This window comes from Psychrobacillus sp. Z3-81 (genome assembly GCF_056620325.1).
On the sequence record NZ_JBWQPU010000010.1, the window covers coordinates 68,642 to 93,361 of the forward strand.

The following is a 24,720-nucleotide window of genomic DNA, read 5'->3' on the forward strand; positions in this document are numbered from 1 at the left end:
TCTCCCTTTCTATTGAATAGACTGCAACAACCGTTGCAGTCTAAAAATAGTTCTATTGCTCTTTTGAATTGACTTGAGCCTTCAGTGCTTCCAGCTCATCATCTACATTCACTTGAGCTTTAAGCGCTGCAAGCTCATCCTCTACCTTAGAATCCGTATCATATTTGGCAGCCAGGTCATTTATGTCCTCTCCAGCTCCTTTATTTAGCTCCGCCAATGCATTTGCTTCATCAAGCTCCTGGTTGATCCGAGCTTCCATCTTATCAAAAGCAGACATAGAACGACTTGCTCCACCCATAGAGGAAGTAAATTCATTTACCCTCTTTTGCGTTTTAGCAACAGAAGCTTTCCCTTTTAATATAGATCTTCTTGATTCCAGCTCTCCGATATCGGAAACAAGCTTGTCATGCATTTGTCTCATCTGTACAGTGTTTGCAGAAGCAAGCTCCTTCGCTGTTTTTAAATCAGCTTCCTTCGCCGTGTACTCGGCTTTTTTGCTAAGGAACTTTCTAGCATCATTTTCATTTCCCGCCTCTAGAGCCTTCACTGCGTAGTTCTGCATCTTTGTAATATCAGCTTGGCACTCCTCAAGCTCACGAGTCGCACGTTTTTCAGCAGCCATAATGGTTGCAGTCTCGGATTTTACTTTTCCTAGGTCTTTATTTAAATCACGTAAATATTGATCGATCATTTTTTCAGGGTCCTCAGCCTTATCTAATAAGGCATTAATATTGCTTGACATAATATCGCGAAATCTTCTTAAAATTTCCATTGCAAACTCTCCCTTTATCGAATGATTTTAACTTTTACTACCTATTAACACTATAATTGTATTGTCTCTAAATATAAAATCTGAGTGATGCACCACAACAGAAAATCCTCCATTTAGAAGGTATACATGTTATACGAGGGATCCTCCTAAAGGTTTCACCTATACAAAAATATAGCGTGAATTATTCGAGAGTAAATCTTGGCTATCCGAGAGATATCTCCGGTTAAACGAGAATAATCCTCCCCTATCCGAAAGTAACCTCCTATCGAACGAGAGTAACGCCACAACTTACCCTAGCGGACATTGGCCTTGCCCCACCACCATTCTTAACCGAGAGTAAATTCTGGCTATCCGCGAATAAAATATGGTCGAACGAGAGTAAATCGCCCGAACGAGAATAAAGTTGGTCTATCCGAGAGAGAACTCCGGTTAAACGAGAGTAAACCTTCTCTATCCGAGAGTAACACCCCATCGAACGAGAGTAACTCCGTAGCCTATCCCCACCAAGCAACATCCCATAAACGAAAAAAACCACTGAAGGAATCCTTCAGTGGTTTAAATCTTATATTAGTAAGTAGTCCAGCCGCCATCAGCAGTTACTACTACACCATTGATAAAGCTTGCATCGTCTGAGCCTAAGAAAATTGCAAGTTTCGCAATTTCTTCTGGTTGTCCAGCACGTGGGTTCAATGCCATACCAAGTTGTTGTTTACCAGCGCCGTATTGACTGATATTTGTCATAGAAGCTGAAATGTTCGTCATTACTGCTCCTGGAGCTATACCGTTACAACGGATTCCTTTGTCAGCAAACATGAATGCTGTATTTTTTGTTAAACCAACTACTGCATGCTTAGAAGCTGTGTATGCTGCTCCAGCACGGCCTCCATAAAGTCCACCAGCAGAGATATTGTTGACAATGACACCGCTACCTTGCTCTAAGAACAGGTCTGTCGCTTTACGCATTGTTTTCATAACAGATGTTGTATTTACTGCGAATATCATATCCCAGCGTGCATCCGAAATTTCATTTACTGGTTCCATGCCATCCATAATACCAGCGTTGTTTACTAAAATATCTAATTTACCGTATGTGTTAATCGTTTCATCAAATAAACGGTTTAAGTCTTCGTCTTTCGTTACGTTTGTGTCTATTGCAAATGCTGTTCCACCATTTGCTGTAATAGCTTCTGCAACCGCTTTCGCACCTTCCAGGTTCATGTCTGATACGACAACCTTAGCACCTTCTGCTGCATAACCTTCTGCAATTGCTTTTCCCATACCAGATGCGGCACCTGTTACGATAGCTACTTTGTCTTGTAATTTCATTGTTTTGCCTCCTCAAGAGAACATTTTATTGAACATGTGTTCAATTAAAATTATACTAGATAAGTTGAAAGAATACAAACAACACAAAACTATCAAACTGTTCATTACTAGACATACTTATAGATACTGTTCATTAGTTATGGAGGGAAATATGAAAACAGATCTACGCATTCTAAAAACGCAAGAAAGCTTACGAAATGCTCTCTTAACTCTATTAAAGAAAAAGCCCCTAGAATCTATTAATATCGCCGAACTCTGCAGACATGCCAATATAAATAGAGGGACTTTCTATTTACACTACAGAGATGTCCATGGAGTAGTGGAAAGCTATTTTGAAGAAATTGTAGAAGATCTACGAGTATCTTACGAAGAGCCCTATTATCAAACAAACTTTCATATCCAGGAATTAGAAGCCGATATGATTAAGATCTTTCATCATATAAAAAGGTATGAAAACTTCTATCGAATTATGTTTGACGGCTCTACCCCTATTAAATATTATTACAAGCTGTTTTCTATCGTGCGTTCGTTAATGTTGAACTCTTTTAGTGAAATTAAAGATGAATTCCCGCCAGAGCAGCTAGAATTTCTTGCAAGCTATCAAACCAACGCTATTATGGGAATTCTTATAGAATGGAGTCAGAAAGATTTTTCCACTCCAGTAAATGAACTGAATACTTATCTACTTTCTTTTTCAAAATTACTCAATTAGGAGGGCATATTGCTTAGATTCTTTAACTATCTTTGTTAAGATGGCTTTTTAGGAGGTTTGTATAAATGAATTGGACAGTATTCTTAGAAAATACCTTTTGGATCAATCTGGGGATATCCATTGGTATTTTCTTAATTTTCCTCGTGTTAAGAGGTTTATTCACCAAATATATTTTTAATTTATTTCTAAAACTTAGTAAGAAGACGCCTACCGACTTCTTAAATAATGTTTTTCTTTCCTTTGAAAAACCGTTTCAATGGTTTTTTATCATCGCAGGGATTTACGCGGCAGCTAATTTCTTTCCTTATTTTAATGAGCATAACAAGTTCTTCACAAATCTTATTAGCTCATCTTATATTATTTTGCTTGCCTGGGGAGTATACAATTTAACTGCCGAAACGTCCGTGTTATTCAATAAAATGAAGGTCAGATATAATCTTGGAATCGACGATGCGCTGATACCATTCATTTCCAAAACAATCAGATTCATTATCATAGTAATTGCCTTCTCTATGATTGCTGATCAGTTTGGATATAGCGTCAGTACATTTGTAGCAGGCCTTGGACTAGGTGGCGTTGCAATTGCCTTCGCAGCAAAGGATGCGCTTTCTCACTTATTAGGAGGACTAACCATTATTATCGAAAAGCCCTTTACCTTAGGGGATTGGATCTTAACCCCAGATGTAGAAGGAACAGTAGAGGAAATCACGTTTCGAAGCACAAGAATTCGAACCTTTTCTCAAGCACTAGTAACGATGCCTAATGCGACGATTGCTAACGGTCCTATCACCAATTGGAGCAAGATGGGAAAACGTCAGATTAACTTTACGCTCAGAGTTTCTCAAGATACTACACCTAGCCAACTAAAACAGGTAGTCTCCGAAATTAAAGACCTTGTCAGCCACCATCCAGGAGTACACCCTGAGACAATCTTTGTGAAGTTCGACCAGTTTAAAGACAATGGCTATGATATCTTCCTTTATTTCTTCACGAACACAACTGTTTGGGCAGAGTTCTTAGAAATAAAAGAGGATATTAACTTTAACATACTAGAAATTCTTCACCGTGCTGACGTTTCAGTTGCAGTACAAAGCCGAAAAGTATACATAGAAAGCGAAAAAGACGTTGAATAACATCAACGTCTTTTTTAAGTGATGACAACCAGCCAAATATATAAACCAAGCAATGTGATAAAGAGTGTTGGAACGGTCAGAACGATGCCCACTTTAAAGTAAGTCCCCCAGGAGACCTTTACTCCTTTTAATGATAAAACGTGCAGCCACAATAGTGTTGCTAGAGAACCGATTGGCGTAATCTTTGGCCCTAAATCAGAGCCGATGACATTCGCATAAATCAAAGCCTCTCTCATTACCCCAGTGGTAGAAGTCTCCGCAATGGCTAACGCATCAATCATCACAGTAGGCAGATTATTCATCACCGAGGAAAGAATTGCAGCGATAAAGCCCATTGCCATAGTTCCTGCAAATAAGCCTTGGTCTGCAGCTGCTTGAATAACCTTGGCAAGAAGCGAAGTCAATCCAGCATTTTGTAATCCATAGACTACTACATACATCCCTATGGAGAAGAACACAATATTCCACGGTGCTCCCTTTACTATTTTCGTCGTTTCGATCGCCGGACTTCTTCTAGCCACTAGGACAAAGAAAATAGCAATAATCCCAACAATAAAGGAAACAGGTACACCGATATATTCACTGGAGAAATAGCCAACTAGTAAGACAGCTAAGATGTACCAGGATAATTTGAATAGCTTTCGGTCTCTAACTGCTTCCATTGGTGCCTTCACTTTTGTTGCATCATAGTTTTTCGGGATGCTTTTTCGGAACAATAAGTAAAGAACCAAGATACTTGCTCCCAAGGAGAAGAAATTCGGCACAATCATTCTTGAAGCATATTCTACAAAACCAATCCCAAAGAAGTCTGCGGACACGATGTTCACCAGATTACTAATGACGAATGGAAGAGAAGTAGTATCTGCAATAAACCCACTCGCTATAATAAACGGAAAAATCATCTTCTCCGTAAAATTCAAATTCCGAACCATCGCTAACACGATAGGAGTTAGGATCAATGCTGCACCATCATTGGCAAATAACGCAGAAACGATAGCACCAAGCACCGTCACATATATAAACATGCGAAGGCCATTTCCCTTTGCCATTCGTGCCACATGTAAAGCAGCCCATTCAAAAAATCCAATGTCGTCTAGTATGAGAGAGATAATGATTATCCCAATAAATGCAAGGGTGGCATTCCATACAATGCTCGTTACATCTAGTACATCTTGAAAATCTACCACTCCCACTAAAAGTGCAACAATAGCTCCTCCACATGCAGACCAACCGATACCAAGTTTTCTAGGCTGTAAGATGACGAGTGCTAGGGTGATAATAAAAATAATTATTGCTAAAAAAGTAGAACCCACATGATTACCTCCATTGATGTATCAAACACTATAACTATAAGGGGTAACGGCGAGTTAGTAAATGCTATACAAACAAAAAAGCCACCTGAACAGGCAGCCTTTCTTGTTATTTAATTCTAATAGAAGCCGAACCCTCTAAATAATTTGGATAAAAGCTAAAAGGCAGCTTAATTGGATTCACAATATTCTGGGTTTCAAAATAAATTGTTCCAACAGTTACATAATCATCCTTGTAAACTGTTGACGACGATGTATCATCCACCGTATTTCCTTGAGCATCTATTCCTGAGGAAAACAAAGTGTAGTTAAAATCCTCCGTAGAATTAATTTGATACTCTAATTCATTGGAAGTAACTTTTAAAATCTCTACCTTATCATTCACCATTTTATTTAACACTTCTTGCTTTTCGAGGTCAACCAATAAATAACTTTCCTCCTTAGGCAAAGCCTGCACCTTATCAATTTTTAGATATAGCTCCTTTGGCTCTCTAAAATAGTTACTTTGTAAAAAGAACGTTCTTTCTTTATCTTGTGAGCCACCAAAAGCAGTTACCCCATTTCGTATGGAGCCCCAAATCTCTCCATTCTCATCCTCTAGCCTCATATTTTCAATAGTCAATATTTCCATGTCGTTTTGCGGATTGATTTGTATTGTGATCCCGACGCGAAGCGGGTTAACTGTCACTTCTTTTATTTTTATTTTTTGACCGTCGATTTCAACCTCTTCGTTTATTGCATAGACTTTCCCCTCTTTAATATCATTTTTTAAAGTAAATGGAATAGTAAAGTTTGTTTGCTTAGCATTATCTAATGTTATATCTAAGGTAAACTCTTTGGAGGCTAAATTTTTCTCTTCTTTAAAGTTCACACTAATCTTATTTGAACTATTTTCTTCCGCGCGATGATCGTACCCATAGCTAGAGGTTTTCAATAAATCCTCCGAACCGTTCTTAAACATGATTTTCTCCAAGTTACTTGTTCCTTCACCTTCTGGCTCCTTCAATGAATAAAAAATCTCTGCACCTGTTTCATCCACGATTACCCCATCTAGCGTAAACGTATAGCCGTCCTTTGATTGGCTAATTCCCATCGTTTCATAGTATTCATTTTCGATTGCCTCTTCTAAGCCTTTATCTAACTGAATCATTTCCACAAATGGCTCCAGCCAAGGGATAGTAGCAACAGCACTTGCAAAGGCCGGAGAAACTCTTATAGAGGTCACAAAGGTAAGCATAAGGACTGCAGCTATAGAGACTGCCCAGCTGATTCTTTGGCGCTTTCTCTTTTTATGACGTGCCTTTACATAACCCTCTTGGATAGCGGCAGTTACCAGCTCATCTGGGACTGGTATTCGCTCAAGCCGTTCCTTCGATTCATTTAGCAATTTCTCTTCCTTTTCAAACATGACCCGCTCCCCCCTTCTCTGATAGAAAGCCCCTTAAGGATTTTAAAGCCTTGTTTAATCTGGATTTTACGGTTCCCTCAGGAATTTTTTCTATTACCGCTATCTCTTTAATTTTTGTATTTTGAAAGTATTTTAGATGAATGAGCTGCTGCTCCGAGGGAGATAAAGAAGAAATAGCTTCTTCTATTTCTAAGGATAGGCCCTCTTCGCTGTACCCTAACTCCTGCAGAACTTCATTAGATATATATCGCTTATTCTTTTTCAGCTGATCTTGGCAATAATTAATCATGATACGAACTAGCCAGGTCTTTACATACTGCGGTTCCCTGACCGTATGAATTTTTTGATAGGCTCTAAACGTTACCTCCTGCATCGCTTCCACCGACTCATGTTCGTTTCGGAAAAATGCATATGCAGTTCGGTAAAGAGCAGCTTTATGAACCTGCATTAATTGCAAGAAAGCCTGCTCGTCTCTTTTTATTGCCTTACTTGCAATCTCTCGCTCTTCCACCGGTACACCCCTTTTGTTTGTTTAACTATTAGACACAGAAATCGGAAAAAAGTTCATTTGAAAATAATTTTTTTCAAAAGTGGACGCATTTATAGCTTTCCGTTATACAATTTCCAAATTGAGTGACTAACAATCCCTAGAATGAGCGATTTCGGTTTTAGCGTTAAAAAACGCTACATAAATCAAGAAGGTCCATGCCACCATTGCAAGCAAGAAATGAAAAGCTACATATTTTTTGTCTCCACCCCAAAAAGAGAGCAACATTTCATGCAAACTCCGTAGCACCCAAAATGCTAACAATGATATGGTCCCATAGTGGTCATCGGAATGGTTTTTATTAAAGAAAAATTGGATGGCTCCCACGATTAATACAATGTAAATTGCATACAAAAGTATTCTTAATAGCTTGTTCCCTCTTTTATCCTTTTCTATAACCAGATTCATTTTTTAAAATTCACCCTTTCATCCCCCGCATAATTACATAGCAACCACTTAACTCGAAATTAAACATAGAATCTCACGATGACAAAAATTTTCCCCGTAAAAACACTCTTACATCTACTCACTAATCGCTTGATTTAAGTGGTCTATTAATCTGTCTCGCTCATTCACTACAAATTTATACTTTTTCTCATTCTTTCCAGTGATGGTCATACTATTTGGAACAATAAATAGGCTGTTGCTTTTTTGCACTTCTTTCATTTCCCCAATGTTAATCTTTATAGATTCCCTTTGTATATTAACTATATGAGGAGTGAAAATTAGCTCACTGTCAGTTATTTTCAGCTTGCCTCCAATTGCAGCACCATCCAACAAATTTGCAGGGATGTGAAAGTATACCCTTTCTGTCATTGTTACTCTCCCCCCTTCCATAAGGATCCATTTACTTATAATTAGTAACTGAATGACTACAACCCCAAGATTAATTCTCGATAATTATCCTATATTAACATATTATGGAGTATCCGTATTTCTTATAGGACAAATAAAAAAACACTGCAATCATGCAGTGCCTAAATTTTACTTATTGAATTCGAGTAGTCGCCTCTTTTGTAAGCTCCTTGCTCATCTCCACATATTGAACAAATACACGTGCAAGCTCCTTCAAACGGTTGTGCACATCCTCATCAATGATGACATTGTTTTCGTCATAGTGGCTGCCATGTGTATAGACATAGTTTGGTGTAACCAAGCATTTAAAGTAGTCTAGAATTGGCTTTAACTGATTTTCTACCACTAAATGGTGCTGATACGTCCCACCATGAGCTACGATAGAAACAGGCTTATAACGCATAGACTTAGGGTGTAAGAAGTCAAACGTATTCTTTAAAACCCCAGGAATTGATCCTTGGAAGATTGGTGTTGCTATCACAAAGCCATCTGCACGGTCAAACTTACTCACAAGCAATTTCATATCATCGTTATATTCCTGAAAAGGACGACCATCTACGAACTGGTGCTCATAATTCGAAAGCTTTATAATTTCTAGTGAATGCTCTGTATTTATTTCTTCTATATATTGTTTCAATTGGTCTAAGATAACCCCTGTTTTTGTCCCGATAATTGTTCCGTCTACTAATAGAATTTTCATAACAGAACCTCCTTTATCCGAACCTTATTATATCAAAAAAACTGTGCCCTAATAGAAAAAAGTCCACAATTTGTAAAAGTTCATTCTTTAGACTGAAAGGTCACTCCGTTTATTTTTTCTCCTTGTTTTTTTCCTCTTCGACAAAAATATCCTTTCGCTTTTCCCAGTTAAATAGCTCTTCACGAGGAATAGGCTCCTCTTCCTTCTCTTTCATCGTTTTAGCATTTAGGATATCGATGCTTCTATAGTATACAACCTTCTTCTTTTTGCCATGAAGCGCGTAGTGATACATTGCATATGCAAGCTGTTCTCCTTCAATAGACCGTGCTTTCTTGAGGGGTCCCAGGAGGATAGGATTGAGTATTCGGAAAAGGCCCTCGGATACTTTTTCGCCTAAGCGGAATTCTCCTCGCTCACCTGTTATCAGTGTTGGTCTAAAAATCGCTAAATGAGGTAGATGAAGAGCAATCAGCTCCTCTTCCATCCTTCCTTTGACCCTGCTATAAAAGGCTAATGATTTTTTGCTCGCTCCAACAGCGGAAATCACATAAAAATTTGGAATACCACGTTTCTTTGCTAACGATGCAATTTGAAGCGGATATGCTAAATCCACCTTTTCAAAATTTTCTCGTGTCTTGGCTTTCTTTATTGTCGTCCCAAGACAGCAAAATAGATCATCTGCAATATCCAAGTCATCTTCTTCTAACTTATCGAAGTCCCGTATTTTTACCTCTAGCTTAGGATGTGTATATTCCAACTGTCTTCTAGCTATAACCGATACAGCCACGTACTCCTCACTTTCACAAAGCTCCTTTACCAAAAAGCTCCCTGTTAGACCAGTGGCACCAACGATAATCGCCGATCTCTTTCCCATATTTCTTTCTCCCCCTTTTGCTCTTTCCTCTAATCTGTTGTCATATACCCCTGTCCACACCCATACAATAAAAAGAATATGTCGGAAAGGAAGATGATGAAACATGAAACTAGCCTATCTTTTAAATACATTTCCACATCGTGGATTATATCCCGCTGTGCGGGCAAGTTTATTAATCCCAGCACTGAATATGAAAGAATCTAAACTATTTGTGCCTAACAGCAATACAAGCCTTATTCAATATCTTGAAAGAAAACAGATAATCCCTTCTGTTTATCATACGAACAACCAACTAATAAACGAGATTCATTCATTTGACCCAGACTGTATCATTCATGACTGTGGTAACTCTGAAAAAGATTTTCTAACGCGTATAAGAAAAACAGATTGTACCTACATTCACTTTGACGATCATGGAGAAGGTGGCATTTTAGCAGACATAGTCTTTCAATCCTTATTTGAAAGCCCCAAGGAACTTTCAAAGGAAAATTACGTATACGGTCCGACCGGCTATATACCTAATGATAAGATAGTCTACAAGAATAATAGCACGATAGAAGTGCCACCGCATATTGTGGTAGCTTTTCCAAGTGAGGATCCAGAGAATTTAACATATCGAACGCTCAGACATCTTGTACAGCTACATATTCCTTTGCGAATCAGTGTATTAGTAGATGAACAGTATAAGCATGATATATTTGAATTAAAACGCTTTGCCCTCACTAGAAAATCCATTAACATTATATCCACAAACGAGCCGGAAGCATTTTTACCTTCTAGCGATATTGTGATAAGCTCAGGCTCTTATTTCCCTTATCTAGTTTCTCAATTTCAGATTCCTTGCATCGTCCTATGCGCGCATGAGGAGGAAGTAAATTACGGCTTCCCAGTGGAGGCTAATGGCTTTGCAAACCTTGGGCTGGGCAGGAAAATTAAACAATCTTATTTACAAAACGCCGTGATGGAGATTATCCTCCATGAAAATAGAAGAAACGCTTATAAGCTCCGTCAAAAGCATTTTGACTTTAGCGGGAATCTGGAAGAGGTAGTAAATAGTATTCATCAAGCCATCGAGACAAAAAAAGCAGGAGAAGAAATTGTCCATTAAGTACTTTTTTATGCTACAATGTTCCAAAAAGCTGAAGGTGAAACGTCATGACAAAATCTGAAATACAAGCATTAATTGCAGAATTAAAAATGGATTATGTTCGATTACAGGGAGACTTAGAGAAATTAGAGTCGAATGGTCATCCATCACAAGTAGAAAATGCAGAACGTAGACTAGCTGACATGGAAAAAGACCTTGCAGTTTTAAACAAGCAACTCGCTGAGATGTAATGTGTGCACATCTCCAAGCTTCTAGTTAGGCTACCCTGTTGTTTCTTAAACGACAGGGCTTTTGCACGTTACATTTAGCGAGTTTTCTTTTTGGAGGAATATAATGAGCTTATTAACAGTAGAAAATTTAGGACATACTTTCGGTGACCGCACCCTTTTTAAAGACGTTTCTTTTCGTTTAGTTGAAGGTGAGCACGTTGGTCTAGTTGGCGCTAATGGGGTCGGCAAATCAACATTGATGAATATATTAACAGGTGAAATTATTTACGACCAAGGGAAGGTGGAATGGCTACCTGGTACTCATTATGGTTACCTGGACCAGCACACTCGTCTTCAACCTGGCCGTTCTATGTTTGACACTCTTCGGGATGCATTTCTTCCTCTCTATAAAAAAGAAGAGGAACTAAATGAAATTGCTGCTCAAATGGCAGAAGCCTCACCAGAAGAGTTGGAAGTCCTCTTAGAAAAAATGGCAGATATCCAAGATGCGTTAGATGCAGGTGATTTCTATACATTAGACATGAAGATTGAAGAGGTTGCCCGTGGTTTAGGACTAGATGCAATAGGACTGGACCGCCCTGTAGAGGCTCTCTCTGGAGGTCAACGAACAAAGGTTTTATTAGCAAAACTATTACTCGAGAAGCCTAAGGTTTTATTATTGGACGAGCCTACTAACTATTTAGACGAAGAGCATGTTAACTGGTTATCCAATTATTTAAAGAACTATCCACATGCATTCTTATTAATCTCGCATGATACAGAATTTATGAACGGAATTGTGGATGTCATTTTCCATTTGGAATTCTCTAAGTTGACTCGTTACACGGCATCCTACGAAAAATTCTTAGAGCTTGCTGAGTTAAATAAAAGACAGCATATCGATGCCTATGAAAAGCAGCAGGAATTCATTAAGAAGCAAGAGGAATTCATTGCGAAAAATAAAGCGCGATACTCCACAACCGGTCGAGCGAAATCTCGTCAAAAGCAGCTGGATCGAATTGAACGCATTGATCGACCAGAAACTGCTGCTAAGCCAGAATTTAGCTTCAAGGAATCACGTAGCTCTGGAAGATATGTAATAGAAGCAGAGAATTTAGAAATCGGTTATGACAAGCCTTTATTGCCGCCACTATCTTTTACAATTGAACGTGGCGAGAAGATCGCTTTAGTCGGAATGAACGGAATCGGGAAATCTACCCTATTAAAAACAATGCTCGGAAAAATTCCGGCACTTGGCGGTAAGGTGACACGTGGCGACTTCCTCTTTCCTTCTTACTTTGAGCAAGAAGTAAAGCCTGGGAACATCACACCAATCGAATCCATCTGGGAATCTTATCCAAGCATGGAGCAAAATCAGGTGCGCGCTGCCCTAGCTCGCACAGGCCTAAAAAGCGAGCACATTTCTCGTCCTCTCTCAAGCCTTAGTGGTGGAGAGCAGGCAAAGGTACGACTATGCAAGCTGATGATGGAAGAAAGCAACTGGCTCGTATTTGACGAACCAACCAATCACTTAGATATCCATGCCAAAGAGGAATTAAAACGTGCCATGAAGGAATTCAAAGGCACCATCGTCCTCGTTTCCCACGAGCCAGAATTCTACGAAGGTCTCGCAACAAAGGTCTGGAATGTCGAAGAATGGTTCACAAAAGGAACAGCCGAATAAATTAGAAACAAGTTTGAGACAAAACAAGCGAAAAGCCTTTATGATTCTTCATCTTGATAACAAGAATCATAGGGGCTTTCTTACTTAATACGTATAGGTTCTTCGCTGCGTCGGACGCTTTCCGCGGGGGCGTGGTAAGCCAGCACCCATCGCTAACGCGCGTGGCTGTGCTGTCTTACCTATCGCCTTGCTCCCGCAGGAGTCGCCGACGCTGCTACGAACCAATTGTTGATACTACTAAAATTAAAATTTGATCAATAAATTTTTACAGGAATAAAACCCTATAATGTCCCATCCTCTATTTCTAATTTCCAATCGGTTTTCCAACCGAGAGTAAATTGGAGGTATACGAGAGTAACCAATTCCTAACCGAGAGTAAACCCGTTAAACGAGAGTATTTCTACTCTATCCGAGAATAAAAGGCGGCTAACCGAGAGTAATATTCCTCTAAACGAGAGTAATGACCTGCTATCCGAGAGTAACTCCAACGACCTTTCCAGCGGACATCAGCCTATGCCACCACCATTCCTATCCTAATCCAAAAAACCATAAAGAAAAGGCTCGCATCAAGCGAGCCTTTTTACGTTTCTATAGATTACTAACAAGCATAAAAGTAACGTGTATATTACTAAGGCAGCCATGTAGAACCATGCACGTTTCATAGGATCAAAGGTTAAAGTTTCCCCATGTATCTCATAGTAAAATATGATATCAGCATGATAAAACCAGATGACAAATAGTGTAATACCTAGCATGAGAGGTACCAGTACAGCCTTTCTTTGAGAGACTATTTTCCATAGACTGTCCTCCCAGGATGAGTCTCCTCCTTCTTTCTTAAATGGAGTAAGAAAGAAAATAACGAGCCCCGCCCATAACAAGGCACCTACTAATAGTTCAAACACAATAGTTGTTCCCCCTAGTTGTAAAAAGGTGGTGTCCCATAAGTAAAACTTATGAAACACCCCCTCCCTCTTTGATAGATATCTGCTATATAGCGTGCTCCTACGGTGGTCGCATCAAAATGCCACCATCCTCGTCGCAAAGGTGCCGTCTCAAAATGACTTTTCAGACGGTACCTTCGCTTATGCTATTACTAATGACTCCTTGGCAAGCTCATCGTTCAGGATTAGCTCCTTTAAGCGTTGTTTAGCACGGAACAGGCGTGATTTTACTGTTCCAATGGATACCTTCATGACTTCCGCTATTTCCATTAGAGAGTATTGGTGAACATAAAAATACATTACGGTCTTTTGATAAATTGTATCGAGTTCTGAAACCTTTTCTCGAATGATTTCTCCAACATTCTCTTTCTCCAGCTGCTCCTCTACTGACAAAACATCAGAGGCAATTAAATCCAATAATGAAATATCTAGGTGCTCTGGCTGATGGGCAACATATTTACTTCTTCTTACTTGTTTACGATATTTGTCTCGAAACGTGTTCATACAGATAGTCGTTAACCACGCTTTTAGATGGTCCACTTCTTTCATGTAAGATTCGTATCTGACTACCTTCATCCATACCTCTTGCATGAGGTCCTCTGCCTCGGTTTGGCTTTTCGTTAATTTTAAGCATAAATAATATATATAACGGTTATATTCCTCATAAATTGCTTCTACAGTTAATTGCATGATTTTTTCCTCCGCTTGGTGAAATCTTATAAATATATAATGCCAAACGGAAACCTTACTCACTATCGGATTCCCTTTCAATTATATTACAAACGTGTAAGATAGCTGAAAGAAACGCAAAAGGTCTAGGCCTCTTGCGTTTCCGGAAGTTTTGCTTCTTCTATTTTGGTGATAGTTAAGCGTACAATTCGATTTCGATCCATTTCATTAATTTCAAATAAAAGATTTTCAAATATAAAGCGTTCGTTTTCCATCGGCACGTGTCCGAGCTTCTCTAAGATAAAGCCACCAACCGTTTCATTTTCTGTTACGATATCGACTCCAAATAACTCTTCTAAATCCTCTATTTCTAGACGCCCTGCGCAAACAAGGCGGTCATCTATATTCTCATAGATAAGAATTTCTTCATCGTCGTCCGTTTCATCCTCTATGTCCTGGCCAATCATTTCCTCAAGCAGGTCCTCATGAGTAACAATCCCAAGTGTGCCTCCGTATTCGTCCAGCACAATCGCCATATGCTTCCGTTTGTTTAACATAAGCTTATAAACCTTTTCTACACTGATTGATTGAGCTACAAATAGAGGCTTTTTATCAATAATATCTGCCAATGTTTTGTCAGGAGTCATGGACCATTCAATTAGCTGCTTGGAGTAGAGCATTCCTACAATTTTATCCAAGCTTTCCTCAAAGACAGGATATCTCGTATAAAAATGCTCCAAAACAACATCTCTTACTTCCTCGTAGGTAGCTTCTATCGGAATTCCAACTACCTCTGTTCGATGAGTGGATAACACATCAGATACATCCTTGTGCGGGAAATCTAAAATACCTCGAATTCTTTCGGATTCCTCCACTTCAAAGGTACCATCAGTGGAAGCTAAGTCCACCATGGATAACAGCTCTTCCTTCGTAATCGTTGGTTGTTTCACTGCCCCCTTGGTGCCTATGCGTATAACCAAGTTGATCAGCTCTGCTATTACAAAGATGAATGGTTTTAGAATTGCTACGATGAAACGAATCATGGGAGCAACTATAAAGACCACTCGTTCCGAAAATGTTGCAGCAACGGTTTTTGGAAGCACCTCACAAACCAAAATAATAAATGTCGCTATCCCAGCAACTGACCACCAAATATTCCATCCATAGTGCTCAGCTATTATAATGGTTAATACAGTCATGGAAATATTCGCAATGGTATTCCCTACTAAAATAGTAACAATCATTCGGTCCGGCTTCATTAACTGGGCAAATAGTTTAGCTGCTGCCACTTCTCCTTGCTCAGCTCGAAGCTGGACCTTGGTCCTGTTAACGGTTAAAAGCGCTGTTTCACTTCCAGATAAAAAGGCAGAAGCTAAAATGGAAATAGCTAATAGTACAAATTCTATGTACAATATAAATCCTCCCATAATTTAACGTTCATCATCTCTTGTTCTTACTATAGCATACTCGCATTTTAGTTGTCATAAAACTTATGCTATACTATTTCCATTGACGAAATTTTTAGAAAGAAGGTATTCTATTGAGCAATTCCCCTTTAATTGAAAAATATTATACAGAAAAACGTGAACACCACCTGGAAGAATTAAAGGACTTTCTTCGCATCCCTAGTGTTTCTTCTCTATCGGAGCATAAAGCAGACATGCAAAAGGGTGCTGAATGGCTTGCGAATTCCTTTCAAAAAGCAGGGTTAGAAAACATCTCGATTTATTCCACGAAGGGTCATCCAGTAGTATATGCTGACTGGTTGCATGCTGAGAACAAGCCTACGATCCTAGTTTACGGTCATTATGATGTACAGCCTGTAGATCCGTTAAACCTATGGGATTCAGAGCCATTTGACCCTCAAATCCGTGACAATAAGTTATACGCACGCGGTGCAAGTGACGATAAGGGACAAGTATTTATGCATGTAAAAGCGATTGAAGCAGTTCTTCAAACAGTGGGGACACTTCCGGTAAACGTTAAGTTCTTAATTGAAGGAGAAGAAGAGGTAGGAAGTCCAAACTTAGAGGAATATATTGAAAACAATAAGGATAAGCTTGCAGCGGATGTAATTGTCATTTCCGATACAGGCATGCAGGGACCTGGACAGCCTGCAGTGTGCTATGGACTTCGCGGACTCTGTGGAATTCAAATTGATGTGAAAGGTGCTAAGGGCGACCTTCACTCCGGTCTTTACGGTGGAGGAGTTCAAAATGCAATCCATGCCTTAGTGTCCATTTTAGATTCTTTCCGTAATGAGGAAGGCACAATCGAGGTTGACGGCTTCTATGAGAACGTCCGTCCTTTATTAGAAGAAGAACGTGCAGCCTATCAAGCTCTAGGGTTCGATGAAGAAGCCTTGAAGGAAGAGCTCCAAGTGAAAGAGCTATTTGGTGAAAAAGGTTATTCTCATCTAGAACGAGTATGGGCAAGACCGACACTTGAAATTAACGGCATATACGGAGGTTTCTCTGGGGAGGGCATTAAAACTGTTCTACCAAACGAAGCCGCTGCAAAAATCACCTGTCGATTAGTCCCAGACCAAGAGCCCGATGAAATTGTGGCAAAGTTAAAGGCGCATGTTGAAAAGCATAAGCCGACTGGTGTAGAAGTGACGATATCGGAGTTTGATAAAGGAAAACCTTTCATCACCCCTTTCGATCATCCTGCTATCCAAGCAGCTGGTCGTAGCTACGAAAAAATTTACAAGGTGCCAACAGCGTATACTCGAGGTGGTGGCTCTATCCCTATCGTGGCTGCTTTTGATGAAATCCTTGGGCTACCAGTTGTTCTAATGGGATTCGGTCTTTCAACAGAAAACTTCCATGCTCCTAACGAGCATTTCCATTTAGAGAACTTCGATCAAGGGCTACGTGTAATCAGTGATTATTATTTTGAGCTAGCTGAGATTTCAAAAGACGAACTAAAAAAATAAACAAGAATAAAGCACCCTCGTTGTTAGACAAGACTAACAATGAGGGTGTAATTCATTCTCTATATCTATATGGCAAGTTTTCTTCATCTTTCAGGTTATTCTTGCCCAAAGAAGGTTACTGCTTCCTCCACACTTTTTCGTGGTTTCGGCTGTGGAAGAGTATCAAAGTATCCAACTTGTAGCATGCTGATAATTCGTTCTCCTGGTTTAATTCCAAGTCGTTCACGGAATTTCGGATTATCTAAAAATCCTGGCGTCTTCCAGCAAGAGCCAATCCCTCTGTCCCATGCCAACAGCTGAATATTTTGTACAAGAATGCTAGCTGCAGCATAGTCCTCTAAGCGTTCTTTTTGACGAGGATCTTCTGGAACAATCACAAAGATATATCCACCTGGTGTTGTAAATTTTCTCATCTGCTTCTCCAGCTGTTCTTCGCTCATTTCCTTCCATGTCGGAATAGCGAATTCCTTTAGGACCTCATGAATTTCCTGTAGCCCTTCTTCGCACGCAACAACAAATCTCCACGGCTGTCTAAGCTGGTGATTAGGCGCCCAGAAGGAATCCTCCATAATTTCCATTAGTGTTTCTTTATCGACTGGCTGACCATTAAATAATTTAATCGATCTTCGTTGAATAATTGCATCTCGTACCGTGAGCTGTTGAGACATTTTACATAACCCCTTTTTGTGTCCTTTTGTCATTCCTATATCATACCAATTTCTTTTTAATATTAAAAGATTATTAAGAATTACATAACTAATCAATGCGTAATTGGTGTAAAATAAAGTAAATATACCAGGTTATTTGGAGGTGGAAAATGGTTTGGATATATTGGCTGCTCAGCTATTTCATCGGGAATATCTTGACAGCTTGGTGGATCGGTAAATGGAAGAAAACAGATTTAAGACAAGCTCGGAGTGGGAATCTTGGAGCAAGAAATGCTGGAGCTGTTTTAGGAAAGACGGCATTTATTCTCACCTTCTTAGGCGATTCTTTAAAGGGTGTCCTCGTTCTTTACATTGGAACCCTCCTAGGTTTTTCACAGTTGGTTATAGTGATTGCCGGTCTAATGGTAATTATCGGCCATATGTTTCCCATTTGGCTTAAAGGCAGAGGCGGAAAAGGGATTGCCACCTTTATTGGGGTTGCCATCTATACAAACCCCCCTTTGTTCGGCATCATAGCGATTATCTTCATCATCCTAATTTCCTTGTTAAGAAGTGCCACTCTTAGTATGATTTTTGCCTTCAGCGCATACGGTATCATAAGTTGGTTTATACCCGCTTATCAGCATGCAGTCCCTCTCTCGATAGGCATCATCATCATTTTGATAAAGCATTGGAAAGATATACTAGAATCATGGGATGAGCGCTGGTGGAAACGTACGACTTAAAGTTTTAAAAAATCTATGTACATATTGTTCTTTATAAATTTTAGTAGATAGGGTGTACGAAAATGTGCTCTAAGAAAATTGCATGGGTTATTGATAGCAGTGCTTATATAAATGATTTTTTACGTTCACACCCAGACGTTTATATTGTTCCGATAAATATACATTTTGGTCAGGAGCAATTTATAGATGGGGTAGATTTAACATCTGAGGAACTGTATGAAAGAATCCGCACTGGGAAAGATCCTGTCAAAACCTCTCAGCCATCAGCGGGGGAATTCGCCCAGCTTTATTATGAACTAAAGGAATCATATGAGAAGATAATTGCCATCCATGTGTCTAATAGTCTTAGCGGCACTATTTCTGCTTCTGTCGCAGGAGCACAGATAGCTCAGGCCACTGTAGATTGTATAGACTCCCTCTCTCTCTCTGCTGGTATTACTTGTTTAGTAGAGGAAGGATTATGGTTACAACAACAAGGCACTCCTTATGAAGAGATACTAGCGCTACTGAAGAAAAAAGCAACAATGTTTCGCAACTATATACTAATCGGTAATCTTACCCAGCTTTATAAAGGAGGCCGACTAAGCAGCGCACAGTTTTATCTAGGCAGCCTTTTAAAAATAAAGCCAATCATTCAAATTAACCAAAACGGAGAACTTCAAGAGTTAGATAAAGTCCGCTCATATAAGAAAGCGGTCCTTTATTTAATTCAAAAAGCAATTGTATCAGTAGACGATGGTGTTTCGACTATTTATATTATGCATGCAAATGCCATTGAGCAAGCCAACTTCATAAAGGAAGCCGTTCAAAAAGAAAGGCCAGATGTAAAAATTACGATTGGAGAAATCAGCACCTCCCTTGCAGTCCATGCTGGAGAAGAAACGCTTGCGGTACTTTGGCACCTTCCTTCTTAACATCCAGTTCTAAAACCTAAAGAAGTACTTACGATTGGAAATATACTAAAATCGTAAGTACTTTATATTTTTCAGGTAAAGTTATCCTTAACATGAAAAAAGACATACTTAATATTCGGAGTATAAGCAGCCGAGTCCTGATATTCCCAGTATCGATCCCTGCTGTTATTGGTATGTGCATTTACATAAGGAACTCCATCACGCACACTTGTGACAATGGTGGAATGATCCCATCTCCCATCGCCTTGAAAATCATAAAAAATTAAATCTCCTGGAACTAGCTGCGAAGCAGAGCTCACCTGTGTAGCCTGTAAGCCTTTGGTCGATTCTGCTAAGTACCATCTTAGAGAATGTGGTGTACTCCAGCTTAAACTCCATGTATTATTTCCTAGCCACCAGCCTTTTTCTCTATTCGGCTGCCCTCGCATCGGAGCCCCTCCTGCAACTAAGCATTGAGAAATATAGTTGGTACAATCAACATCGAAGACAGGATATTTAGGATTATAGCTGTTCCACCAGGTTTGTGCATATTCAACTGCTGCAGCTCTATTGTAAGTTGCCAATTTTTTCAACTTCTCCTTTCCATTTTCTTATGTTTTCTTTGTAAATATATGCTAGTATTAGATTAATCAGAAGATTGTCTTCAGAGATCGATTTATCCTGCAAGAAAGGATGATAATTTATGAGGCAGCATGCAGAAAAAGAGATAGTAGAACCTACTCTGCTATGCGACGAAAAAGGTAATTTAAATCCTAAAGCAATTGGATATGCCAAACGGCCAATCATTGAAAGTAATCTAAAGGGACATTACATGCGCAAGAAAAAGTGGAATTACTGGTGCATATTCGGTGACGAAATCCTTTTTTCCGCAACAATTAGTCATTTAGATTATGCAGCTGTTTGTTTTGTATATTTCCTAAACTATGAAACACAGCGATATGTGGAGAAAACCGTCACTATTCCTTTAGGAAATAAAATAACAATGCCATCTAATGTCTTAGAAAGCGTTCGTCTTCATTCAAAAGAGATGTCTATTCAGCTTTTATATATGCAGAATACGACTCATATGACTGTAACCATCCCAGATTTTGACGGCGAACTGTTACATGCAGACTTACATATTACCCATCCAGATGAGGATTCACTAAATGTCGTCATACCATGGAATAGAAAACAATTCCAATTTACTGCGAAACATCATCTATTACCAACAAAGGGCTTTGTTAAAATGGGTGATTCCTCCTTCACTTTTCAAGAGGAGGATAATTTTTCGGTACTCGATTACGGAAGAGGAGTCTGGCCAAGGGAGGCAGTTTGGAATTGGGGATTTTCCTCTCAAAGAATAGGAAATACTCGGGTTGGTCTTAACTTAGGTGGTAAATGGACAGACGGGACAGGTATGACAGAGAATGCAGTAATAATCGATGGTATCCTAACGAAAATATCAGAGGATGTTATTTTTACGTATAATTCCAACGACTTTATGGAACCTTGGACAATAAAAACAAAATTCTCCAACAATGTTAGATTAACTTTTACTCCTTTCTTTCATCGTATTGCCAAAACCGATTTGCGCCTTATCTTCTCAGAGGTCCATCAAATGGTTGGATACTTTGATGGATATATTGAGTTAGAGGATGGACCATCTCTTCATATCCAGCAAATGCTGGGCTGTGTAGAGGAGCATCAAGCAAGATGGTAATCTGACAATATAGTAGACAAGAGGGAAGAAGCTGGGCGAGATGGGTGCTGCACCCCAAAAGTTAGTTTTTACTCTAACTTTAAGGGGTCACTACCGATGCCCAGCTTTTCTTTTTTAGAAAATGATCTTGAAGTAATCATACACTGACTAAACATTTTACTTAGAAACAGAAAACTAACTAAAAGGCAGAGATTTAGATGAAAATTAAAGCTAATCTAGTAAGAGCCTGGAATCACGAATATTTAATCCGTTCTGCAAAAGAAGAGGACGCAAGGGAATTATCCGCTCTCCGACTACAGCTAGATGGAGAAACAGAAAACTTTGATAGAGTACAAGGGGAAGAATTTTTAGACGAAGCCGCATTCTTGTACATGATTCAATCGGATACGGATGCTCCCAACAATCTAATGCTAGTAGCGGAAATGAATGGCAAACTTGTAGGGTATGCACGATGTGAAGGCTCTACCTTAAAAAGGCTAGCCCATAAAGTGGAGTTTGGTATTGGTGTTTTACAAGCTTATTGGGGGTACGGGATAGGGAAAAACCTCTTACAAAGCTGCCTAGCTTGGGCAAAGTCAAACGGTCTAAAAAAGATAACTCTCCAAGTATTAGAAACGAACAAATCTGCCATACAACTGTATAAAAAATATGGATTCGAAACAGAAGGAATCTTAAAAAAGGATAAACTTCTATCTGATGGTAATTACTATAATACGCTCATTATGGGAGCTTATTTCAATTAAAAAAGGTATTTATAGACCTCTTCGCGTCTGTAAATACCTTTTCTCAATTGCCATTCCTTATTCATTCAGATATGTGTAAATCTTTTTCGGGTAATCAGTAAAGATTGCATCGATTCCAACGTTCTTTAATAAATCAACATATTGTTCCTCGTTTACCGTGTAAACTCGTACTTTCTTTCCACTTGCTACTGCTTCCTTCCCCATCGGCCTTAATACTGTCGGGAAGAACGCATGTAGTGAATCCGCTGAAATGAGATCCGCATACTCATGTGGAGCAATCATTACCTCCACAAACAAGATAGCCGTTTCTATTTGAGGAGCAAGCTTTTTCACCTCTCGCACCATTTCATGGTTAAAGGAAGAAATGACTACTCGATCTGACATCCCCATCTCCTCCAACAAGCTTAGTACCTTTTGCTCCATGCCCTCATAAGGAAATACATCAGATTTAAGCTCTATATTCACATGATGATTCGTCGGTTTATAAACATCTAACACTTCTCGTAAGGTTGGTATTTTCTCGCCCTTAAAGTTAGGAGAGAACCATTCGCCAAAATCAAATTTCTCCAGTTCCTCTAGAGTCATATCCTTCACAAAACCTTTCCCATTAGAGGTACGGTCAATCTTTTCATCATGAATAACAACCAATTCTCCATCCTTCGTCATATGCACATCAAATTCTACGCCATGTACAGGGAGCTCAGCTGCAGCTTGAAAAGCAGCAATCGTATTTTCTGGATGGGTGCCAGATGAACCACGGTGTGCGTATATTTTCATCAAAATTTCCTCCTAACTAACATTTCGTTTCGTTCTACCTGAGAAAGGTTTGTTTCTATTTCTAACAAACGCCACTTATCCATATACTAGCATTTGTTACAAAAAATAAAAAGCAGGAGTAATTACTTAACGGATTTGGAACAAGTGAAGAAAATAGCAAATAACAATGGTTTCGGAAATGCAATTAGCAAACCAGGGATTAACGCTCTTTTTTGTTGAATCCCTTATTTCGGGGCAGTTTACTTGAAGAAGGTGTTTAAAACAAGAATGTAGAAATGAAGTTAGAGATAAATTTTTTAGGGGGTAAAATGAAAAATAATAATAATTTAAAAACGATAAACTGGGTAATTTTCACAACCATTGTATTGGTGGGTGTTGTCACAGCAGCAATTACTCTATATGACTTAAATGCAGACACTACTGAACAGTCTCGTGCGGAATTCAATTGGGGCTTTTTACACACAATTATTTCAGTGGCTATACTTTTAATTTCTTCTTTTTTAGCTTTGGGTTGGAAACGATTATTTCCTTTTAACATACCTTTTGCAATAATAATAGTTGGTTTTTGTTATGTACTATTCTTCCTTACCTTCACGATCGGATGGGTCGGTTTTCTAGGTATATTTGGTTTTTTTATTGCATTCGTTACTGGTGTAATCTTAATAATATCTTACGCAGCTTTATATTTTCTTGAAAGTCGCAAGACCAATAAGATTTAACTGGTTAGAAGTGTATGAAAAAACACCTTATTCCACGAACGGGTGCTATACTTCGAGAAGGGGTAAAGCATTTTTTCTTATTGAACTAACACCGCAGGTTAGTTTAATTATTTTTAGTAGGATACACTAATTGGTTCGGAGCAGCGTCGGCGACTCCTGTGGGAGCAGGGTGGTAGGTAAGACAGCACAACCACGCGCGATAGCGTTGGGTGCTGGCTTACCTTGGGGGATGGAAAACTAAGGACGTCACTTCGTGTGACAACGTTTTCCTGACCAACATCCTGTTGGCCCGCGGAAAGCGTCCGACCAGCGAAGAACCAGATGTTCTAAAAATAAGAAAACACTCATGATTCTTATATTAGAATAGAATCATAAGTGCTCTTCATTCAAATTACTCCAATCTCCAGCTCCTTTAATTTACTCTTCTAAAATAAAGAATATGTTCCAGCATCTCGAAGCCTGCCTTTCGATACACATTTAGCGCATCTTCCCTATCCGTCTCCACATCTAAATAGACAGATGGCTTACCTAGTTGATACGCTCTATTCTTCGCCCAATTTAACAACGAAGTCGCAATTCCTTTGCCTCTACTATCTCTCTGAACCGCCAAAGCCGTAATCCAAAGCTTCCCATCACTTTCCACCATCGTTAAGGTACCTACTACTTCCGAATCCAATCTAGCAAGAAATAACTGCCTGTTCGCCGCTTGCGTATTCACCGTAATAAGCTGTTTCACTTCTTCCTCTGTATCACCGAAGGCATCAGTTAACATGTCTATGAGAACAGCTTCTTCATCTACATAAGGAACGACCTTTAATTCATTCTCGAGCGATTCGATTGCCTGTGCTGCCATTGTCAGCTCTGTGAATTCCATAGAATAGCCTTTCGAAATCAGCATTTGTTGCCCTACAATGGAATGCTCATCCGTCAATGCTAAATCACCAAGTGCCCCTCTAAGGGCTAAATTCTTTTGAAATTCAGCTAGCAGTTTATTGCCAATCCCTCTCTTTCGAAAAGAAGGCGATACGAGCCCGCTCCATTCAAAATCTAACGTAGCCATTCGATCTAATGCAGTTATCACACCAGCAAGGCGGTCTTCCTCATCTTCGTAGGCTAAGACACAAAAACCCTTTAAAGCGTAGTCTGTCAAGTCTCCCACGCTCAATATGTTCTCATAGTCAATTTGATCTTCCCTCGAAGAATCAGCCATTAATTGACGAATCTCCTCTATTGTATCTGTGTCTATTGGTAACGACACCGTCATAATCGATATATCCATACAGACC

General features: G+C 39.3%; 27 protein-coding genes. 11 read left to right on the forward strand and 16 right to left on the reverse strand.

Annotation, left to right across the window (positions count from 1 at the left end; translation table 11 throughout):
* Positions 1-52: 52 nt before the first annotated feature.
* Together AC1ECF_RS12185 and AC1ECF_RS12190 are read right to left on the reverse strand one after the other, a co-directional pair.
* Positions 53-772 carry a PspA/IM30 family protein gene (locus AC1ECF_RS12185; RefSeq protein ID WP_480389697.1) on the reverse strand — a complete coding sequence of 240 codons (720 nt, stop codon included), beginning with the start codon at positions 770-772 and terminating at the stop codon, positions 53-55.
* A 567-nt stretch (positions 773-1,339) separates the two neighbouring features.
* Positions 1,340-2,098, reverse strand: coding sequence for an SDR family oxidoreductase (locus tag AC1ECF_RS12190; RefSeq protein WP_480389698.1), 759 nt, complete (start codon positions 2,096-2,098; stop codon positions 1,340-1,342).
* Positions 2,099-2,249: 151 nt separating this feature from the next.
* Here AC1ECF_RS12190 and AC1ECF_RS12195 point away from each other — a divergent pair, with 151 nt between their 5' ends.
* Together AC1ECF_RS12195 and AC1ECF_RS12200 are read left to right on the forward strand one after the other, a co-directional pair.
* Complete coding sequence (locus AC1ECF_RS12195) at positions 2,250-2,810, forward strand: TetR-like C-terminal domain-containing protein (RefSeq protein ID WP_480389699.1); 561 nt, start codon at positions 2,250-2,252, stop codon at positions 2,808-2,810.
* 65 nt (positions 2,811-2,875) lie between these two features.
* Complete coding sequence (locus AC1ECF_RS12200) at positions 2,876-3,943, forward strand: mechanosensitive ion channel family protein (protein ID WP_480389700.1); 1,068 nt, start codon at positions 2,876-2,878, stop codon at positions 3,941-3,943.
* A gap of 14 nt (positions 3,944-3,957) precedes the next feature.
* On the opposite strand, the gene AC1ECF_RS12205 is transcribed toward AC1ECF_RS12200, so the two are convergent.
* The 7 genes from AC1ECF_RS12205 to AC1ECF_RS12235 all read right to left on the reverse strand — a co-directional run bounded on the left by AC1ECF_RS12205 (position 3,958) and on the right by AC1ECF_RS12235 (position 9,637).
* Complete coding sequence (locus tag AC1ECF_RS12205) at positions 3,958-5,256, reverse strand: arsenic transporter (RefSeq protein ID WP_480389701.1); 1,299 nt, start codon at positions 5,254-5,256, stop codon at positions 3,958-3,960.
* A gap of 106 nt (positions 5,257-5,362) precedes the next feature.
* Entirely contained in the window at positions 5,363-6,661 is a 1,299-nt protein-coding gene (locus AC1ECF_RS12210; protein WP_480389702.1) for a DUF4179 domain-containing protein, read from the reverse strand.
* Entirely contained in the window at positions 6,654-7,172 is a 519-nt protein-coding gene (locus tag AC1ECF_RS12215; protein ID WP_480389703.1) for a sigma-70 family RNA polymerase sigma factor, read from the reverse strand. The genes AC1ECF_RS12210 and AC1ECF_RS12215 overlap by 8 nt, the downstream gene beginning before the upstream one ends.
* 126 nt (positions 7,173-7,298) lie before the next feature.
* Positions 7,299-7,616: a hypothetical protein gene (locus AC1ECF_RS12220; protein WP_480389704.1), complete on the reverse strand. Its 318-nt coding sequence runs from the start codon at positions 7,614-7,616 to the stop codon at positions 7,299-7,301.
* A gap of 114 nt (positions 7,617-7,730) precedes the next feature.
* The gene (locus AC1ECF_RS12225) at positions 7,731-8,024 is read right to left on the reverse strand and encodes a GRAM domain-containing protein (RefSeq protein WP_480389705.1); all 294 of its coding nucleotides are present in this window, start codon (positions 8,022-8,024) and stop codon (positions 7,731-7,733) included.
* Between the two features lie 172 nt (positions 8,025-8,196).
* Positions 8,197-8,763, reverse strand: a complete 567-nt coding sequence (locus tag AC1ECF_RS12230; protein WP_480389706.1) for an NADPH-dependent FMN reductase — start codon at positions 8,761-8,763, stop codon at positions 8,197-8,199.
* Between the two features lie 109 nt (positions 8,764-8,872).
* Positions 8,873-9,637 (reverse strand): NAD-dependent epimerase/dehydratase family protein, encoded by a 765-nt coding sequence (locus AC1ECF_RS12235; RefSeq protein WP_480389707.1) that lies wholly within the window; start codon positions 9,635-9,637, stop codon positions 8,873-8,875.
* 103 nt (positions 9,638-9,740) lie between these two features.
* Between AC1ECF_RS12235 and AC1ECF_RS12240 the strand changes: the two genes are divergently transcribed.
* From AC1ECF_RS12240 to AC1ECF_RS12250, 3 genes are all read left to right on the forward strand, one after another.
* Positions 9,741-10,745 carry a hypothetical protein gene (locus AC1ECF_RS12240; RefSeq protein WP_480389708.1) on the forward strand — a complete coding sequence of 335 codons (1,005 nt, stop codon included), beginning with the start codon at positions 9,741-9,743 and terminating at the stop codon, positions 10,743-10,745.
* Positions 10,746-10,792: 47 nt separating this feature from the next.
* Positions 10,793-10,975, forward strand: coding sequence for an SE1832 family protein (locus AC1ECF_RS12245; protein ID WP_480389709.1), 183 nt, complete (start codon positions 10,793-10,795; stop codon positions 10,973-10,975).
* Positions 10,976-11,078: 103 nt separating this feature from the next.
* On the forward strand, positions 11,079-12,638 hold the full coding sequence (locus tag AC1ECF_RS12250; RefSeq protein WP_480389710.1) for an ABC-F family ATP-binding cassette domain-containing protein: 1,560 nt from the start codon (positions 11,079-11,081) through the stop codon (positions 12,636-12,638).
* Positions 12,639-13,204: 566 nt separating this feature from the next.
* On the opposite strand, the gene AC1ECF_RS12255 is transcribed toward AC1ECF_RS12250, so the two are convergent.
* The 3 genes from AC1ECF_RS12255 to AC1ECF_RS12265 form a co-directional block, all read right to left on the reverse strand.
* Positions 13,205-13,540: a hypothetical protein gene (locus tag AC1ECF_RS12255; protein ID WP_480389711.1), complete on the reverse strand. Its 336-nt coding sequence runs from the start codon at positions 13,538-13,540 to the stop codon at positions 13,205-13,207.
* A 180-nt stretch (positions 13,541-13,720) separates the two neighbouring features.
* Positions 13,721-14,269, reverse strand: a complete 549-nt coding sequence (locus tag AC1ECF_RS12260; RefSeq protein ID WP_480389712.1) for an RNA polymerase sigma factor — start codon at positions 14,267-14,269, stop codon at positions 13,721-13,723.
* A gap of 125 nt (positions 14,270-14,394) precedes the next feature.
* A complete protein-coding gene (locus AC1ECF_RS12265) occupies positions 14,395-15,660 on the reverse strand; it encodes a hemolysin family protein (RefSeq protein ID WP_480389713.1) in 1,266 nt (421 codons plus the stop codon).
* A gap of 128 nt (positions 15,661-15,788) precedes the next feature.
* On the opposite strand from AC1ECF_RS12265, the gene AC1ECF_RS12270 reads away from it, so the two are divergent.
* Positions 15,789-17,186 (forward strand): dipeptidase, encoded by a 1,398-nt coding sequence (locus tag AC1ECF_RS12270; protein WP_480389714.1) that lies wholly within the window; start codon positions 15,789-15,791, stop codon positions 17,184-17,186.
* A 95-nt stretch (positions 17,187-17,281) separates the two neighbouring features.
* On the opposite strand, the gene AC1ECF_RS12275 is transcribed toward AC1ECF_RS12270, so the two are convergent.
* Positions 17,282-17,854, reverse strand: coding sequence for a nitroreductase family protein (locus AC1ECF_RS12275; RefSeq protein ID WP_480389715.1), 573 nt, complete (start codon positions 17,852-17,854; stop codon positions 17,282-17,284).
* A 149-nt stretch (positions 17,855-18,003) separates the two neighbouring features.
* Here AC1ECF_RS12275 and AC1ECF_RS12280 point away from each other — a divergent pair, with 149 nt between their 5' ends.
* A complete protein-coding gene (locus tag AC1ECF_RS12280; protein ID WP_480389716.1) occupies positions 18,004-18,579 on the forward strand; it encodes a glycerol-3-phosphate acyltransferase in 576 nt (191 codons plus the stop codon).
* A gap of 62 nt (positions 18,580-18,641) precedes the next feature.
* A complete protein-coding gene (locus AC1ECF_RS12285) occupies positions 18,642-19,493 on the forward strand; it encodes a DegV family protein (RefSeq protein WP_480389717.1) in 852 nt (283 codons plus the stop codon).
* Positions 19,494-19,564: 71 nt separating this feature from the next.
* Here the strand turns inward: AC1ECF_RS12285 and AC1ECF_RS12290 are convergent, their stop codons facing one another.
* The gene (locus tag AC1ECF_RS12290; protein WP_480389718.1) at positions 19,565-20,056 is read right to left on the reverse strand and encodes an amidase domain-containing protein; all 492 of its coding nucleotides are present in this window, start codon (positions 20,054-20,056) and stop codon (positions 19,565-19,567) included.
* A gap of 119 nt (positions 20,057-20,175) precedes the next feature.
* Here AC1ECF_RS12290 and AC1ECF_RS12295 point away from each other — a divergent pair, with 119 nt between their 5' ends.
* Together AC1ECF_RS12295 and AC1ECF_RS12300 are read left to right on the forward strand one after the other, a co-directional pair.
* Positions 20,176-21,195, forward strand: a complete 1,020-nt coding sequence (locus tag AC1ECF_RS12295) for a DUF2804 domain-containing protein (RefSeq protein ID WP_480389719.1) — start codon at positions 20,176-20,178, stop codon at positions 21,193-21,195.
* A 197-nt stretch (positions 21,196-21,392) separates the two neighbouring features.
* Positions 21,393-21,938 carry an N-acetyltransferase family protein gene (locus AC1ECF_RS12300; RefSeq protein ID WP_480389720.1) on the forward strand — a complete coding sequence of 182 codons (546 nt, stop codon included), beginning with the start codon at positions 21,393-21,395 and terminating at the stop codon, positions 21,936-21,938.
* 57 nt (positions 21,939-21,995) lie between these two features.
* Here the strand turns inward: AC1ECF_RS12300 and AC1ECF_RS12305 are convergent, their stop codons facing one another.
* Positions 21,996-22,715, reverse strand: coding sequence for a glycerophosphodiester phosphodiesterase (locus AC1ECF_RS12305; protein WP_480389721.1), 720 nt, complete (start codon positions 22,713-22,715; stop codon positions 21,996-21,998).
* 308 nt (positions 22,716-23,023) lie between these two features.
* Between AC1ECF_RS12305 and AC1ECF_RS12310 the strand changes: the two genes are divergently transcribed.
* The gene (locus AC1ECF_RS12310; RefSeq protein WP_480389722.1) at positions 23,024-23,434 is read left to right on the forward strand and encodes an RND transporter; all 411 of its coding nucleotides are present in this window, start codon (positions 23,024-23,026) and stop codon (positions 23,432-23,434) included.
* 412 nt (positions 23,435-23,846) lie between these two features.
* Here AC1ECF_RS12310 and AC1ECF_RS12315 read toward each other — a convergent pair whose 3' ends face one another.
* Complete coding sequence (locus AC1ECF_RS12315; protein ID WP_480389723.1) at positions 23,847-24,713, reverse strand: GNAT family N-acetyltransferase; 867 nt, start codon at positions 24,711-24,713, stop codon at positions 23,847-23,849.
* Between the last annotated feature and the right edge of the window lie 7 nt (positions 24,714-24,720).